This window comes from Vitreimonas sp. (genome assembly GCF_036392335.1).
Lineage (GTDB): Bacteria > Pseudomonadota > Alphaproteobacteria > Caulobacterales > Aquidulcibacteraceae > Vitreimonas.
On record NZ_DASVYD010000018.1, the window covers coordinates 1 to 15,838 of the forward strand.

At 65.7% G+C, this 15,838-nt stretch carries 13 protein-coding genes and 1 pseudogene; 2 read left to right on the forward strand and 12 right to left on the reverse strand.

What is annotated here, in order from left to right:
* Nucleotides 1-184 precede the first annotated feature (184 nt).
* The 9 genes from VF769_RS03835 to VF769_RS03875 all read right to left on the reverse strand — a co-directional run bounded on the left by VF769_RS03835 (nucleotide 185) and on the right by VF769_RS03875 (nucleotide 9,234).
* A complete protein-coding gene (locus VF769_RS03835; protein WP_331007046.1) occupies nucleotides 185-553 on the reverse strand; it encodes a VOC family protein in 369 nt (122 codons plus the stop codon).
* Nucleotides 554-577: 24 nt separating this feature from the next.
* Complete coding sequence (locus tag VF769_RS03840; protein WP_331007047.1) at nucleotides 578-958, reverse strand: DUF1801 domain-containing protein; 381 nt, start codon at nucleotides 956-958, stop codon at nucleotides 578-580.
* 12 nt (nucleotides 959-970) lie between these two features.
* Nucleotides 971-1,468, reverse strand: a complete 498-nt coding sequence (locus VF769_RS03845; protein WP_331007048.1) for an SRPBCC family protein — start codon at nucleotides 1,466-1,468, stop codon at nucleotides 971-973.
* A 72-nt stretch (nucleotides 1,469-1,540) separates the two neighbouring features.
* Nucleotides 1,541-1,897 (reverse strand): metalloregulator ArsR/SmtB family transcription factor, encoded by a 357-nt coding sequence (locus tag VF769_RS03850; RefSeq protein WP_331007049.1) that lies wholly within the window; start codon nucleotides 1,895-1,897, stop codon nucleotides 1,541-1,543.
* 60 nt (nucleotides 1,898-1,957) lie between these two features.
* Nucleotides 1,958-3,016, reverse strand: a complete 1,059-nt coding sequence (locus VF769_RS03855; RefSeq protein ID WP_331007050.1) for a hypothetical protein — start codon at nucleotides 3,014-3,016, stop codon at nucleotides 1,958-1,960.
* 51 nt (nucleotides 3,017-3,067) lie between these two features.
* On the reverse strand, nucleotides 3,068-3,940 hold the full coding sequence (locus VF769_RS03860) for a 4-(cytidine 5'-diphospho)-2-C-methyl-D-erythritol kinase (RefSeq protein ID WP_331007051.1): 873 nt from the start codon (nucleotides 3,938-3,940) through the stop codon (nucleotides 3,068-3,070).
* Entirely contained in the window at nucleotides 3,937-5,586 is a 1,650-nt protein-coding gene (locus tag VF769_RS03865; RefSeq protein ID WP_331007052.1) for a tetratricopeptide repeat protein, read from the reverse strand. Before VF769_RS03865 ends, VF769_RS03860 begins: the two co-directional genes overlap by 4 nt.
* Nucleotides 5,586-7,511 carry a tetratricopeptide repeat protein gene (locus tag VF769_RS03870; protein WP_331007053.1) on the reverse strand — a complete coding sequence of 642 codons (1,926 nt, stop codon included), beginning with the start codon at nucleotides 7,509-7,511 and terminating at the stop codon, nucleotides 5,586-5,588. The genes VF769_RS03865 and VF769_RS03870 overlap by 1 nt, the downstream gene beginning before the upstream one ends.
* A gap of 46 nt (nucleotides 7,512-7,557) precedes the next feature.
* On the reverse strand, nucleotides 7,558-9,234 hold the full coding sequence (locus VF769_RS03875; protein WP_349258092.1) for an electron transfer flavoprotein-ubiquinone oxidoreductase: 1,677 nt from the start codon (nucleotides 9,232-9,234) through the stop codon (nucleotides 7,558-7,560).
* A gap of 125 nt (nucleotides 9,235-9,359) precedes the next feature.
* Here VF769_RS03875 and VF769_RS03880 point away from each other — a divergent pair, with 125 nt between their 5' ends.
* Nucleotides 9,360-10,166: a uracil-DNA glycosylase gene (locus VF769_RS03880; RefSeq protein ID WP_331007055.1), complete on the forward strand. Its 807-nt coding sequence runs from the start codon at nucleotides 9,360-9,362 to the stop codon at nucleotides 10,164-10,166.
* 26 nt (nucleotides 10,167-10,192) lie between these two features.
* Entirely contained in the window at nucleotides 10,193-11,782 is a 1,590-nt protein-coding gene (locus tag VF769_RS03885; protein ID WP_331007056.1) for a lytic transglycosylase domain-containing protein, read from the forward strand.
* On the opposite strand, the gene VF769_RS03890 is transcribed toward VF769_RS03885, so the two are convergent.
* From VF769_RS03890 to VF769_RS03900, 3 genes and pseudogenes are all read right to left on the reverse strand, one after another.
* A complete protein-coding gene (locus tag VF769_RS03890; protein WP_331007057.1) occupies nucleotides 11,746-12,318 on the reverse strand; it encodes a glycosyltransferase in 573 nt (190 codons plus the stop codon). The genes VF769_RS03885 and VF769_RS03890 overlap by 37 nt on opposite strands.
* A 39-nt stretch (nucleotides 12,319-12,357) precedes the next feature.
* Nucleotides 12,358-15,573: a hypothetical protein gene (locus VF769_RS03895; protein ID WP_331007058.1), complete on the reverse strand. Its 3,216-nt coding sequence runs from the start codon at nucleotides 15,571-15,573 to the stop codon at nucleotides 12,358-12,360.
* A 72-nt stretch (nucleotides 15,574-15,645) separates the two neighbouring features.
* Nucleotides 15,646-15,838, reverse strand: a pseudogene (locus VF769_RS03900) (hypothetical protein); the annotation flags it as partial.

The following is a 15,838-nucleotide window of genomic DNA, read 5'->3' on the forward strand; positions in this document are numbered from 1 at the left end:
AGCTGCGCGGCCAGCGCTTCAATCTCGTGATTGCCGCGCCCGTCGCCGACGCCATCGTCAGCGCAGCCCCCTGCGCCATCATTCCCGCCGACAGCTCCTAACCCGCAGCGCCGGCCGCAGGCCGGCGACTGCGCTGCCCCAAACCGTGTGAAGCCCCGCTTCACGCGGCCAAACGTGCTGGCCATTATTTGGGATTGAGCTGATGCAACAGCAGCGAATTGCCTTCGCTGTCCAAACACACCGCCATCCGGCAATGCGGCCCCGGTATCACACCGCTGCGAAACTCAACACCATCGCTTTTCAGCCGCGCCATCAACGCATCCAAATCTTCCACTTCGAACGCAATCGTGCCGCCCGCATTCGCACTAGGCGCTTCATCGGTGAAATTGCTCAGCGCCACGCAGCCCCCGCCCGGCAGATCATATTCGATCCACCATTTGTCGCCCTGATTGCCATGGCTGCCGAGCGTCAAACCAAGCTTCTTTTCGTAGAAGTCTCGCGCCCGCCCTACGTCTTGGATCGGGTACATCGTGAAGGCGACCTTCTTCAGCATCGAATTCTCCGTTCCGAATTCACTTCAAACGTGTTTCATCCAGGCGCGAACGATCGCCGCCAGCGCCGCCCGGTTGGCCGTCAACGCACGCCCCGCGCCAAGGCTCGCCATCGCCCGATCCTTGCCGAGCCATTTCAACAGCCCGTTCGGATCCGCCACATCAAATGCCGCCAAGTCCGGCCGCACCTTGGCGCCCAGATGCAGCACGACCTGCACTTGATCCTTGGCGCGCAGATTGATGGTCGCGAAGAACGCCCTCTCGGTGCGAAAACTCGGCGCGTTCCATTTCACGCTCTCGCTCACGCCCGGCGCCGAGCCAAGAATGGTCCGCCGCACGATCTCGATCTCCTTTTTCAGCGGATGATCGAGTGTTTCGAGAAATCTATCGACCTCTGTGGCGGACATTGTTCGCGCCCTTCATGCGACGGCCGCGAACGTCTCATCGAGCCGCACGTACCCCATTTCCATCCCATCGGTCATGCCGGTGGAGACTGCGCCGTCGCGCGCTTCCTTCGACGGGAAACGCATCGTCACCACCATAGTTGTGACGCCGTCCTTCTCGGTCAGATCGTTGCTGATCAGCGCGGGCTCGGTCGACATCGCGCCGCCCACATCGCCCGGATCGTAGTGCTCTTCATGCGCAATGCGCGCTGGCTTGTTCACTTCCGTGAACGTGCCGAAGAAACCGAATTCCTTGCCGTCTTCATCGCTGCGCCAGCGCCAACGATAAGAGCCGCCAACGCGCACATCCATTTCGCACACCGGCATCGACCATCCGGGCGGTCCCAGCATCCATTTCTTGATCAATTCGGGCTTGGTATGTGCATCCCACACCAATTGGCGCGGCGCGTTGAAGCTGCGGACGACACGCACTTCGCGATCGCTGGGCAGCGTAACTTCGAGGGGTTTGGGCATGGTCTCCTCCTGGAGGTTTTCAATGGGCCGTCGTTCAAGGAACGATCGACCGAAAATCGCGCCGACACCGCGCTACGTTTTTTTTCGCTTCCGCTTGGCGGGCTTGGCTTGGAGCTCCTCAAGCAGCGCATCGAGGCGCTCGTAATTCGCCGCCCAGATTTCGCGGTAGCGCTCAATCCAATCCACCGCCTCATCCAAGGGCTTCACCTCGAGTTTGCGCGGTCGGCGCTGGGCCTCCTGACCAATGGAAATCAAGCCGGCGCGCTCAAGCACTTTGAGATGTTTGGAGATGGCCGGCTGACTCATCGCAAACGGTTCAGCCAGTTCCACCACCGACGCCTCACCCGTCGCCAGCCGCGCCAAAATCGCGCGCCGTGTGGGATCGGCGAGCGCTGCGAAGGTTGCGTCGAGGGCCGCACTCTTGTTCATAACCTTATGGTTATCGACAAAGCCGTGCGCCGTCAACCGAGGAACAGCGGCGGCGAAACTTCAGGGGTCGATGAGGCCGCGCTCCCTGGCCCATTGGTGCGTGAAGGCTGACAGCGTCAGCGCAAGCACGATCAAGCCGAGCAGCGCCAACCATTCGGCAGCGAAGTCAGGCTCTCCCGAGGCGAAGAACGCCAAGGCGCCGCACGCGATCGTCGCGGCCCAATAGCATACGGCCACCACTTCGCGCTTCACGCCGCCGCGGATCGCCAATTGGTAATGGTGCTCCACGTGACCGGTGAACAGCGATCGCCGCCGCCAAATGCGCCACGCAAGCGTGATCAAAGCGTCGGCGAGCAAGGGAAAGAATACGATCGCCGGCACGAACGGCGACACGCCCGCGCGAATGATCACGATAAGCGAAGCGAACGCCGCGAGTGCGCCGCCAAATAGCGCGCCAGAATCGCCGGCGAACAGGCGGCCGCCGGGAAAGTTCCAGACCAGAAAACCCAAGGTCGCGCCCGCGCCGCACAACGCAATCGCCGCCCCGCTCGGCACGCCATGCGCCAGAGAGATGCACGCCAGCGCGACAAGGCCGAAGCCCACGGATCCCATCGCCAAACCGTTCGCGCCATCCATGAAGTTCACGCAATTGATCAGCGTGAATATCCAGAGCGCCGTACCCGCGGCGGCGACCACGTAGGGAATGGTGATCACGATGTCGCCGCCCAGCGGAAAGGTGCTGATCGGCCCGATGAACAACGCCGCCGCAAACGAGATCAGCGTGTAGAGCGCGAACTTCAACGTCGCCGGCAAATCCAGCGCGTCATCGACGAAGCCGATAATCAGCAAAGGATAAGAGAACGCCGCCGATGTCCACAGCAGCCGCGCGCCGTGTGGGTTCACCTCATATTGCCAAACCGCGGAATAGCGCAGCAGCACCATCATCGCGATGGCGTAGCCGACGCCAATGCCGACCCCGCCGCTCGTCCGCGTGGCGCTTCCATGCTGCTTTCGCGGAATGTTGGGGTGGTCGAGCGGTCCGAACCAGATGATCAAACGGCAGGTAAGCGCGCTGGCGAGCAGCGCGACGAACACAACCGTCAGCAAGTCCAGGATCACGCGCGACCTCGCGAAGAGCGCGCTGGGGCTAACCCACGCAAGGTTGCGTGGTCAAGCGCGCCCAAGCTGTGTCGCGCAGACCCACCACGTTGGCTGAAGCGCACTGAGCTTCGCACCCAGGGCCCGCGCCGCGTCCGGATTTTCCGATAACGCAAAACATGTCGCGCCGCTGCCCGAAAGCCCCGCATAAAGCGCCAATTCGTCGGCGCGCAGCACGGCCAGCACCTCCGCGATCACGGGCGCCACCGCGACCGCCGCCGGTTCGAGATCATTGCCGATAACGCTGATGTGATGAAGCGCATCCGCACGGTCGGCCCAGCACGGCGGCGGCGCATCGCTCAGCACGCTGCCCAAGTTCAAAGCGTCGAACTGCCGATATACCGAGGGCGTCGCCACGGCTTGCATTGGATTGACCAACACGCCCGCGAAGCTGGGCGCCGTCATGGGCGCACAGGTCTCCCCGAGCCCCGTCATGTAGGCCGCCGCTCCTGCCGTGAAGAACACCGGCACGTCCGAGCCCAAGCCCTGCGCGATCTCCGCAAGGCGGGCATCGCTCCACTTCAGCCCCCACAGCGCCGAGAGCGCCCGTAATGTCGCCGCGGCGTCGGACGATCCTCCGCCGATCCCAGAGGCGACAGGCAGGTTCTTTTCCAGCACGAGCCTCGCCCCCGCCGCCGGAGCGCCCGCCGCGGTCGCGAGCGCACGCGCGGCGCGCAGCACCAAATTGTCCGCGTCCGCCTGCAGCGCGGCCGCGAACGGGCCGCGGATCGTCAACGACAAGGCGTCGTTCGCCTCCGCTTCGACAACGTCGCCGACGTCCGCGAACGTCACGACGCTCTGCAATGGGTGCATGCCGTCCGCGCGCGGTTTGCCCACGCGCAGAGTGAGATTGATTTTCGCCGGCGCGACGACGCGCACGCTCATCGCGTGGCCGAGCGGCGCGCGGGCTCGTCGGGGAGGCCCGCTTCCAGCTTGGCGCGGATCGCGTCGGGATCGTCCGGCGCGAAACTCAGCGCCCGCTCCCACTGAAAGCGCGCCTCGATGCGACGACCCATGCGCCAATACACATCGCCGAGATGATCATTCAGCGTCGGGTCAGCGGGCTCAAGTTCGACTGCGCGCTCAAGCAGATCCAGCGCACGGGGATAATCACCCAGGCGATAATGCGCCCAGCCGAGGCTATCGATAATCGCGCCGGACAATGGGCGCAGTTCCACGGCCCGCTCAATCAAGGCCAATCCCTCCCGCAAGCGTTCGCCGCGGTCGACCCATGTATAGCCCAAATAATTGAGCACATCGGGCTGGTCCGGCGAGAGCCGCAGCGCCTCTTGAAAATCCGCCTCCGCCTCGGGCCAGCGCCCCAATCGCTCGCGCGCGGCGCCGCGCGCGAAATAGAGACGCCAATCGCCGGGCTGCAGTTCGATCAGCCGCGCATACAGGGGTTCAGCCTCGCCGTAGCGGCCCAGGCTGCGATACATGTCCGCCAAGGTACGCGTCGCGCGAGGATCGCCGCTGGCCGCGTTGTTGGCCGCAAGCGTCAGCGCGGCCTCGTTGTCGCCCGCATCCAGCAACACCCAGGCTTCGATCGTGCGCGCAGAGCCAGCATAAGGCGAATCCGCCGGCACGTTCGCCAACATCGCGCGCGCGAGCGCGGGGTGGCCGAGTTGATTCTGTTGCTGGGCAAATGCGATGCGCGCGCCATCGAACGCGGGATCAAGCATCAGCGCCAAGCTGAGCGAGGCCAGACTGCTCGTCGGATCGTGCTCCTGCTGAAAGATCGCCGACATGCCATAGAGCGCGATCGCGGCGCCGCGCGCGGGCGTGAGCGGCGCGTCGGCCACTGCGCCGCCCGCCTCAAGCCGCGCCAGCGCCGTCGCCAGCGCCGGATTGGCCCGATTGGCGTCGGCGCCGAGCAACGCCAGCGCCTGATCGCGCGCACCCGTGCGCGCTAGCAGATCGGCGTGGCGTTCAATCGCATTTGGCAGCCAAAGCCCGCCTTCATTGGCGATCTGATAGGCCCGAAGCGCCTCCTCGTTGCGGCCAGCATAATCGAGCGCCATCGCCTGCTGATAGGCGAAGAGTCCGCCATAAGGTCTAATCTGCGTCAGCGGCGCGAGATCAACGATCACTTCATCGACCCGGCCCTGGCCCGTACGCGCCCAGATTACGAGCATACGGCCGAGCAATTCTTCCGCCGCCGGCCCTTCGATACTTTCACCCTCTAGGGCCGCGCTCGCCCAGCGTTGACTCGCAAGCGCCTCCGAGGCGCGCACCAAACGCGCATAGCCAGGCGCATCCGCCAATGGCGCCATGCGCGCCGCGCGACGGGCGCGTTCCAGGTCTCCCGACGCAAGCGTAGCGACAACAGCGCCGTTCAGGAGCGCCGGATCGCGCGGCGCCCGCGACAGCGCCGCGAAGTAGCGGTCGGCGGCGATGTCATAATCGTCGCTCATGTTGGCGATGCGGCCGATCAGATAGTCCGCGTAGGCGCCGGAACGCGACGCGGGCGGAGGGGTCGTCGCACAGGCCGCCAAGCTCACGCTGGCGGCAAGCAGCGCCACGCGCCACATCAAAGCTCTTCCCGCTGCGACGGCGCATCTGGGAGATTCACCTGCGGCAATTCCCGGCGGCGCGGCGCTGGCGTCGTCATGCCGCGCGCGATTTTCTGTTCGAGCTCGCGGCGACGCAAAGCGTCGGGACGCGCGTCCAGCGCCTGACGCCAAGCCGTGCGTGCGTCATCGCGACGGTTCAGACGCCAATAGATGTCGCCCAAGTGGTCGAGAACTTCCGCGTTCGGTTCGTTCACCGACAAATCGTTGGCGCGTTCGATCAGCGCACGCGCCTGCTCGAAATGGCCATAGAGATAATAGGCCCAGCCGAGACTATCGACGACGGCGTAATCGGTCTGCCCGAAATTGAAGCCGCGCCACAACAGCCGATAGCCCTCCTCAAGACCTTCCGGTCGTTGGATCAGCGCGTAGCCGAGCGCGTTCAGACGCATCACCGAATCCGGTTGCTCCGCGAAGAGCGCGCGCGCCATCGCCACGCCGTCACGCCAGCCGTTCGGATCGTCCATCAAGATCGACACATAAAGCAGTCGCGTATCAACACTCTGATCGATCTCGTAGGCGGCGCGGGCGTCGGCGCTGGCGGCGGAAATGTTGCCGGCGAAACGGTGAGCGTAAGCGCGCCAGCCAAGCACGTCGGCGCGATCTTCCGGGGTCTGCGCCATTTCAAGCGCGCGATTGAAAGCTGGAATCGCGCGATCTGCGTGACCCGCGCGGCGATAGATGTCGCCGACAGAGGCGATGACGCCCCACCGATCGCCTGCCAAAGCCAACGCGCGCTCGGCCGCGGCAATGGCCGCGTCATCATCATTGCGCTCCAACTGGATGGATGCGCGCACGATCTCCGCATCCGGCGCGAACACGCTGTCGGCGGCGACTTGGTCGATGATGCGCTGCGCGCCATCCAGACCACCGGGCACGCCCAGTGCCTGTTGCGCCGCGTACAGACGCCAATCGTTGGCGTCGCCCGCCATCAGCACGCCCAGTTGCAGGAGAGCTGCGCCATTGACTGAAGCGAACCCTTCTTGCGGCGCTTGCTGCGACAACATTTGCGAGAGCATCTCGGCCTGGGTTAGGTATTCGGACAGGAACAGCAGCCAACGCCCTGTCGCGCTGACCGGCGTTAGCGCCGCTTCGAAGGGCGGCTGGCCCGCCTGCAAGCGCGCGACGTTGGCTTCGAGATCCGCCGAACGCGGCGCGAAGCCGCGGACAATGTCATAATAGCGTTGCGCCTCTTCGCGACGTCCCAGGCGATGGCTCACGAGCGCGGCGCGATACACTGCATGTGTGACCCGCGGTGCGGCCAGCGCGCGCTCGAATTCCTCCGTCGTCTGCGGCTCGTCATCGCCGGGCGGCGTGGTGTCGAGACGCTCCACCATCAGCGCATACACCGCCGCGGCTTCCTGCAATCGGCCGGCGGATTCAAACACAAGCGCGCGCGCCACCTCCGGCAACGGCGCCGGCAAATTATCCGCTGCGGCGTCCACGCGCTCGACGCCGCGATCCACACGCCCTTCGGCCGCCAACAAGAACGGCTCCAGCATATCCGCGATGCCGCTGTTCAAGCCGCCGGGCGAGCGGCGCAGAACCTCGCGCGCATCGGCGTAGCGGTTGGCCGCCATGTCGTCGGCGAACACCGCCATGATCCAGATCGCGTCAGTCGAACCGTCCGCCAATTGGCGGCGGCCTTCGCGGACTAGGTAGTCGATGTCAGCCTGCTTCAGCGCATCCTGCGGCTCAGCATAGGTGCGATCGACGGCGGCGTTCGGCGGCGAGGTCGAGCGCAAAAGCTCCGATGTCGACACGCCTTGCGCCACGGCCGACGCCGGCTCTTCAGCGGCCCCGGCCTGGGGCGCCGCGAACACGTCATTCGTCGCGCCCGCATAGCCCATTGTCGCAATCGTCGCCGCCAGGATCGCCCAACGCATGCTTTGTCCTTTCCACCGCTTGCGCGGCTGTCGTCATTTCGCGCGGTCACATGTTCGCGTAGTTCGGACCGCCGCCGCCTTCCGGCGTCACCCAATTGATATTCTGACTTGGGTCTTTGATATCGCACGTTTTGCAGTGAACGCAGTTTTGCGCGTTGATCTGGAAGCGCGGATTAGCCCCTGCATCATCATAAAGCACTTCGTACACGCCAGCTGGGCAATATCGTGTCGCCGGCTCGGCGTATTCAGGGAGGTTCACCTTGATCGGGATTGTGGGGTCCTTAAGCGTCAGGTGCGCCGGCTGATCTTCCTCGTGGTTGGTGTTCGAGAGATAGACCGAAGACAGCTTGTCGAAGGTGAGCACGCCGTCCGGCTTCGGATACGCGATCGGCTTGTGCTTGCTGGCCTTCTCAAGCGACGCGTAATCGGCCTTGCCATGCTTCAACGTGCCGAAGAACGAGACGCCACCCAGCAAAGTCGTCGTCCACATATCGAACATGCCGAGCACGCCGCCCCAGAAGGCGCCAAAACGTGACAGTAAAGGCTTAGCGTTGCGCACGCGGTTGAGGTCCTTATAGACCTCGCTTTCACGATACGCCTGCTCATAGGCGTCGAGCGTGTCGCGTTGGCGGCCTTCTTGGATCGCTTCGAACGCGGCCTCCGCGGCCATCATGCCCGTCTTCATGGCGTTGTGGCTGCCCTTGATGCGGGGCACGTTCACAAAGCCGGCTGAGCAGCCAATCAAGGCGCCGCCCGGAAACGCGAGCTTCGGCACCGACTGCAAGCCGCCTTCAGTAATCGCGCGCGCGCCGTAAGCGATGCGCTTGCCGCCTTCGAGGTGTTGGCTGATTTCGGGATGCAGCTTGTGCTGCTGGAAGATGTCGAACGGCGAGAGGTACGGGTTCTTGTAGTTCAGGTGCACGACGTAGCCGACGGACACAAAGCGCTCGCCCCAATGATAGAGGAACGAACCGCCTCCAGTCTTGCTGTCAAGCGGCCAACCGACAGTATGGACGACGGCGCCGGGCTTGTGCTTGTCGGCCGGCACTTCCCACAATTCCTTGATGCCGATGCCGAACTTTTGCGGCTCCGATTTCTCGGCCAGTTTGTAGCGATTTTGCAGCACTTTCGCGAGCGAGCCGCGCACGCCTTCCGCGATCAGCACGTATTTGCCGTGCAGCTCCATGCCCGGCTGATAATCTGGCTTCTTGTGGCCATCCTTGGCGATGCCGAACACGCCGGCGACAACGCCCTTCAGTGCGCCGTTCTCGTCATACACGGGCTCGGACGCCGCCATGCCCGGATAGATTTCAACGCCAAGCGCCTCCGCTTCGCCAGCGAGCCATTTGGTGAGGTTCGACAGCGAGCCGATATAATTGCCGTGATTGTTCATCAGCGGCGGCATCATGAAGGTGGGAAGGTCGGCCGCGCCTGCTGGACCGAGGAATTTGAATTGATCGCTCGTCACTTGGGTTTCGAGCGGCGCGCCCTTTTCCCTCCAATCCGGAATGAGCTGGTTCAAGCCACTCGGATCAATCACCGCGCCCGAGAGAATATGCGCGCCGATTTCCGCGCCCTTCTCCAGCACCGCGACGGAGACTTCCGCACCGGCCTCGGCCGCAAGCTGTTTCAGCCGGATCGCAGCCGACAACCCTGCCGGCCCGCCGCCAATAATGACGACGTCGTATTCCATCGCTTCCCGTGCGATCTCTTCCTCGGCCATTTCCATCCCTTCAAATTCCATCAAGCCCGACAAGCGTCCTCCCACGCTTTATCAAAGCTGCAAACAACCCGCGCAAGGCGATGTGAAGCTTTGTCGTTTCCTCCGAGTCCCGGCACAATAGATAGATGGACGCAGACCTCGCCCAGCCCGCCGCCCGCGCCCTCTTGGCCTTCTGGCGCGCAGCGGGCGTCGACATGGACGAGGCCGAGGCTGTTTACGCGGCGGCGCCGGCTGCCGCCCCCGCGCGCGCAGCCAACGCCCCGGTTTCCAAACCCAAGCCAAAGGCGAAGACGCCGGACGCGCCGGTCGAGACCGCCAAGGCGATGGCCGCATCCGCCCGAACGATCGCGGAGCTTCGCGCGGCTGTGGAGAACTTCGACGGGTGCGCCCTAAAGAAGACGGCTCGGAATACCGTTTTCTCGGATGGCGTCGATGATGCCCCGGTCCTGCTCATCGGCGAGGCGCCGGGCAAGGAGGAGGATGAGCAAGGCAAGCCGTTTGTTGGCCGCTCGGGCCAATTACTCGACCGGATGCTGGCTCAAATTGGCCTCAGCCGAACTAACAACGTTCTGATTTCAAACACAATATACTGGCGCCCTCCGGGCAATCGCGATCCGACACAGGGCGAGATCGTGGCCTGCCTGCCGTTCGTGGAGCGCCTCATCGAATTGTCCCGCCCGAAACTCCTCATCCTCACCGGCAAGGCCGCCGCCCAGACCGTGCTTCGCCGCGACGACGCCGTGACCCGGATGCGTGGACGTAAGTTAAATTACACGCGGGAGGGGTTAGAGGCGCCCGTCAACGCGCTGGTCATGCTTCATCCCGCATATCTCCTGCGTCAGCCGCAGCAGAAGCGGCAGGCGTGGGTGGACCTTTTGCTGGCCGAGGCCTGGCTCGAGGAGCTGGGCGTCGCACGGGGGGCTCGCCCTTGATCGCTGGATTTTGCCGGAAGGCCTCGATGACGTTTCGCACCGCCCTCGCCGCCTTTGGCGTCGCCGCCGCAATTGTCGCGCCGGCCGCGGCCCAAGATCAGCGCCCGCACATCGTGGCGCTCACGGAACAAGATGAAGCCGCCTACCGCGCCGCGTTCGAAGCGATCGAGGCCGGCAATTGGCGCGGCGTCAGCGCAGCGTTGAATCGGGCCGAGGACGATGTGCTCGAAGGCGTGGTGCGCGGGCGGATGTTGCTGACGCGCGCCTATCGCGGCTCGTGGAGCGAATACACAAGCTGGCTCAATCGCTATGGCGATTATGGCATGGCCAATGCGGTTCATGATCGCGCCATGGATTCACGCTCGCGCCGCGCCCGCCGCAACGGCACGCGCGCCCCCGATCCGCAACGCGGCGGCTCGCGTCGCCTTCCCGGTACGCCGCCCGCCATCATCGGCGACAGCGCCGCAGCGCGCGTCGCGATCGAGCGCATCGCCGAACGCATCGGCATCGGCGACATGGATGGCGCGCGTTCAATCGCGTACGCGCAGGTCGATGGCCCGCGCGCCGGTCAGGCGCAATGGCAGCTCGGCCTCATCGCTTTCCGCGAGCACAATTATGCGGAAGCGATCCGCCAATTCGAAGCTTCGGCGCAATGGCCGCACCATGGCGGTTGGGCCTTTGCCGGCGTGCATTACTGGGCCGCACGCTCGCGCCTGGCCGCAGGCGAAACGCAAGGTGTCGTTGACCACCTCGAAGCCGCGGCGCAACGCCCCTGGACCTTCTACGGCCAGTTAGCCGAAGCGCATCTCGGCCGTGATAGCGCGCTGAATTTCGACGCGCCGCAGGTCAGCAGCGAAGATCTCACGCGCTTCGTCGAGCGTTATCCCGCCGCGCGCCGCGCCGCGGCCTTGGCGCAATTGGGTCGTTTGTCGGAAGTTGAACTCGAACTGCGCCGCCTGCACGGTGATCTCTCGTCGAGCGACGACCGCACCTTCCTGGCGCTTGCGATCGCGCTGCAAGCGCCCGCCGCGCAATTGCGCGCCGCCGAATATGGCGGCCGCGATGTCGCCGCCGGCTTCTGTCCCGCAACCTCGTTCGAGCCAGACAACGGCTTCTCGCTCGATCGCGCCTTGATCTACGCGATCGTGCGCCAAGAGAGCTATTTCAACCCGAAGGCGGTCAGCGTTTCAAACGCACGTGGCTTAATGCAGCTGCTGCCGTCCACGGCGCGCGACATGGATCGCGCCCACAATTATCGCCGCAACCCAGCGCCGTTGTTCGAGCCGGGCCTCAATATGCGTCTTGGCCAAGATTACATCGAATGGCTGATGACCGAATTCCACAATGACGGCGACCTCGGCCGTGTGTTCGCCGCGTATAATGGCGGGCCGGGTTGGCTCTCGCGTTGGGTGGCGACGCAGCCGGCTGACATCGATCCCCTGTTGCTGCTGGAAATGCTGCCGCGCGCCGAAAGCCGCGACTACGCCGAACGTGCGCTCTCGCATATGGCGCTCTGCCGCAGGAGCTACGGCCAGCCGACGCCGGAGCTGGATCGCGTAGCCGGCGGCGGCGCAGCGATCTATACGCCGCTCGATTCCCGTACGGCGTCACGCTGAACCACGACTTCCGCGTTGAGTTCGAATAGGCGCCGCCCGCCAATGCGGCGCGCGATGTCGTCGCCATAAACGCCGATTTGATCATACAGCGTGCGTGAGAGCAGCAGGCCTTGCTCGATGCTCGGCCGCTTCAGCCACCGTGACCTAAAGCGCGTCCACGCCAGGGATGCGCCGCCGGCGTCATTATCCAGACTCAGCTTGAACACAGCGGCGCGCTGCGCCGCGTTGGGATGCGCCACAAAGCGCTCAACCTCGCCCGCCCAGCCTGGCGCGAGCACAGTCTCAGGCGGAAGAAAAAGCAACCATGCGCCCTTGGCGTACGCCGCGCCGTCGCGCAGGCGCGCGACGCGATCGCCCAGCGCCGAGACGATGTCGCAGCCGGCGGCGTCGGCGATCGCGCGCGTATCGTCGACCGAACCGCCATCGGCCAATATCACCTGCCTGACCAGGCCATGCGCAACACCATCGACGAGCGGCGGCAAAGCGCGCCGCAACAAGTGCGCGGAATTCTGCGTGGGGATGATCACGGAAATCACGCGATGAGTCTTAGCGCATTCTTCGCTGAAGATGGAGCGTTACGCGCCAGCGGCGGGGGTTGGCCGCGAGGGTGTGGGCGCGGTCGCCGCTTGTGGCGGCGGCGCCGCAGGCTGACCGGGCGTGGGCGCTGCGGGCGCGGGCGTCGTCGGCGCCGTGTTCGCGGCGGTTTGCGCCGCCTCTTCGGTCATGCGCGCGCGCAGGCGCTCCATGAAGCGGCCCATCAAATCCGTGCGCGCCACCGCGCGAGCGACGTCGCGAATAGCCGAGCCATCCGATTGCACGCCTGAAGCCACGACCTCGAACGAAACCGCCTCCGGCGTGTTGGCCATGTCGCCGGCGTATTCGCGATAGAGCGCGCGCACGCCCTCGGTGTTGTTGGCGAGCGTCAACGCCACGGCTGCGCGCAACACCGCTTCGCGGCCATGCGCATCCAGCGGCTGCGCGCGGTTGCGCATGCCAAGCAGCGTACGCAGCTCGGCCGACGCGCGTTGCCAATCCCGGGCCCGCCACGCGGCTTCCGCGCGAACGCGCTGCGCATCCTCGCTGCGGTCGCGCTCAACCAATTCAGCGGCGCTGTCGAGGCGCCCCAGATCGAGCAGCGCCCGTGCTTCCAGAATGCGCCGATCGCCCAGCAGGCTGGCTGGCATGTTCGCGATGCGCGTCGTGGAAAGCGCCACCAACGCCTGATCCGGCTTTTGATCCATCAAATATATGGCGGCGAGATCAGCCGCGACCTGCGCCTTGCTCAGCCCCATCAGACGCTCATCGACCTGATATTGCAGCAATTGCGCGGCTTGCTCGAGCAGATCGACATGGACCAAGCGCCCGGCCAACAGGCGCACGATGCGATCGCCGTTGGGGCCGACCGGAGTCAGGTCGCTGAACTCGTAGAAAAGTCCGAGGGCCTGGATCGGCTCCAGGCGATCGGCCTCCCCGTCCAAGAAGAGGCGCTCGAACAGATTGGTCATGTCGGCGCGCAATTGGCGCGCGGCAGGATCGCTCGGGAAACGGTCGGCGGCGATGCGCATCGTCGCTAACGCTTCCCGCCAACGGCCGAGTTCGGAATACGCCTCGCCCAGCATGCCGACGATGGCGAGCTCGGTCGCGTCGCCGCGCCAACGGAAACGAAGCGCCTCGAGCGGTTCGACCGCATCGACGGCACGCATCAAGCCGGCTTGGCGGCGCAGGCGAATGGCCTCCACGCTTGCGCCAACCGCCACTTCCTCGTCGCGTGCACGCGACAATTCGTCGAAGATCGTCAGCGCTTGCTGCGTTTGCCCGCGGGCGCCCAGCACGCGCGCCTCAATCAAGCGGGCCTGCAACCGCATCGAGGCGTCACGCGCCTGGCCCATGGCGGCGCGCGCCGCCGTCTCCGCTGCGGCGTGGTCGTTCAGTTCGAACGCCGCCCGCGCAAGCGCCAATTGAAAGCGCGCGCGCCAAGCGGGCGGGTGTTCTTCCAAGGCCCCGGCGCCGCGCTCGAGCTCGCGGCGCGCCGCCGGCCAATCCTTGCGCAATGACGCTGCATACCCGCGCCACAGCGCAGCCGAAGGGTTGGACGCCAAGGTCGACGCTGTGAGGTCGGCATCCGCCGCGCCAGCGCGCCCCATCATCACGTTCGCAGCGGCGCGCATCAGGCGATACTCGGGGTCGAGTTCGGCCATTTCGCCTTGATTGATGGCGACGACGCGCAAGGCGCCTAAGGCCTCGGGCGCGAAATCGTTCTGCAACAGGAAACGCGCCAGCGCCATGCGCGCGGTTGTCGGCGCACCTTCGCCGACGCCTTCGTTGGCGGCGCGACGCGACAATTCATCAATCTGTTCGCGCACCTGCGCCAGCGTCATGCCGGGCTGCGCCGAGCCAGGTCCGGTGTCCCCCTCCGTCATCGCGGCTTCAAGCATCGCGGCGCTCAATTCGCCTGCGGTCTGCGCCTGCGCCCCAGAAGCGATCAGGCCTTCGTCACGCGAGACAACCAAGTCGCCGCCGTCGAAGGCGATAGTCACGCCGTCGGCGCGCGTCTCCACCACCGCGCCTTGCGCCGCCGGTAAAACGGCGGCTTCGACCGTGGCGCGACGGGCATCGATGCCGCGCGGCGGGCCGCTGAGCAACGCCACAGCGATCCGGTCGCCGACTTCCGGGTCGCGCACATAACGCACCACGCCCTCACGGCCAAAGCGTGCGACAAGTCGGCCGCGGCCATCCGGCGTCACCTCGCGCGACAGCGGCGCGGGCGTTCCCGCATCCGCGCGCGGGCCCAGTGTGAAGGTCCACGACGCATCGTTTGCAGATGCCGCCACTTGCACATCCGGCTGTGCGGCAATGCGCAGGCCGATCACGCCTTCGCCTTGCACCACCTCCACGTCTTGGTGGCGCCGGCCGGCCCGGGCCACGCCGTCGAGATTCACGCGCCCCGTCGCATCGAAGAGAATCCAGATTGCTTCTCCGCGCCGAAACGCGGCAGCGCGGGCGGGCGCAGGCCAAGTCACCGTCACGCGCGTGACGTTCGCCTCTTCGACCAAGCGCACTTGGCCAACGCCGTTCACGGGCCGCATCGGCACAGTGGGCGTCGCAGCCGCCGCTTGTGTCGGCTGCGTTGGCGCGGGCTGGTTCGTCTCGACCGGCGGCGTCAGCAGATCAACGACGACGCGATTGCCATCGACGAAATGGCGCTGCCGCACGCCGGCGTCGAGTGTCAGTTGAAGCCGCACCGGGGCGCCAGCGGCGCTGAGACGGCGGACGTCGCGCACATAGCGCGGCAGGCTTGAGCGAATTTCCGCGAGGTCGATATCAGCGGCGCGCGAAAAGCGGAGTTCCAGCCGATTGCCCTGCAGCAACGGCGTCACCGTCGTCGGCGCTTCGAAGCGAAACGCGAGACGGGTGTATGCATCTTGAACACCGACATCCACCGTCGCGGTCGGTGCGGGCGCGAAGCGCTGCGCTGGCGGCGGCGCGACCGGGCGAGGCGCTGGCGGCGGCGGTGGAGCCGGCGGCGGCGGTGGCGGTGGCGGTGATGCGGGCGGTGACGCGGGGGCTTCGGCGACGCTGACGTTCGGCGGCACCGGCGTCGAGCCGCGAATGGGCTCCAGCGGCGCGTCGCTGGGCGCGCTCGCAGCAGATGCCGGCGCAACGGCTTGCGTCTCGTCAGCCGCAGGCGCAGGCGCAGGCGCTGGCGCTGGCGTTTCCGCCGGCACGGTCAGCTGCATCGGCTGCGCGACGACCGGCGGCGCCGCGATTATCGCGGCCGCGGCGATCGCCATCGGAGAGCGCAAGGACTTCATTCTGTGAGCGCGTTCACCCCCAAATGTCACCGCACGACGTTAACCGGGCGTTTACCCGCCGCCATTTTGCGCGGGGGCTGCCGCAGCTCCGCCCGCCGCGCGCGAGCGTTGCAGCAAAGCGTCGCCGTTCGTCGGCGGACGTGCGCGATCAGCCAGCATTTGCGTCAGCTCACGCGCGCGCGTCGGCTCCATGCGGCCCATGACTTCGGCCAGGTTGGCCTGCCGCATCCGACTGGCCACCTGC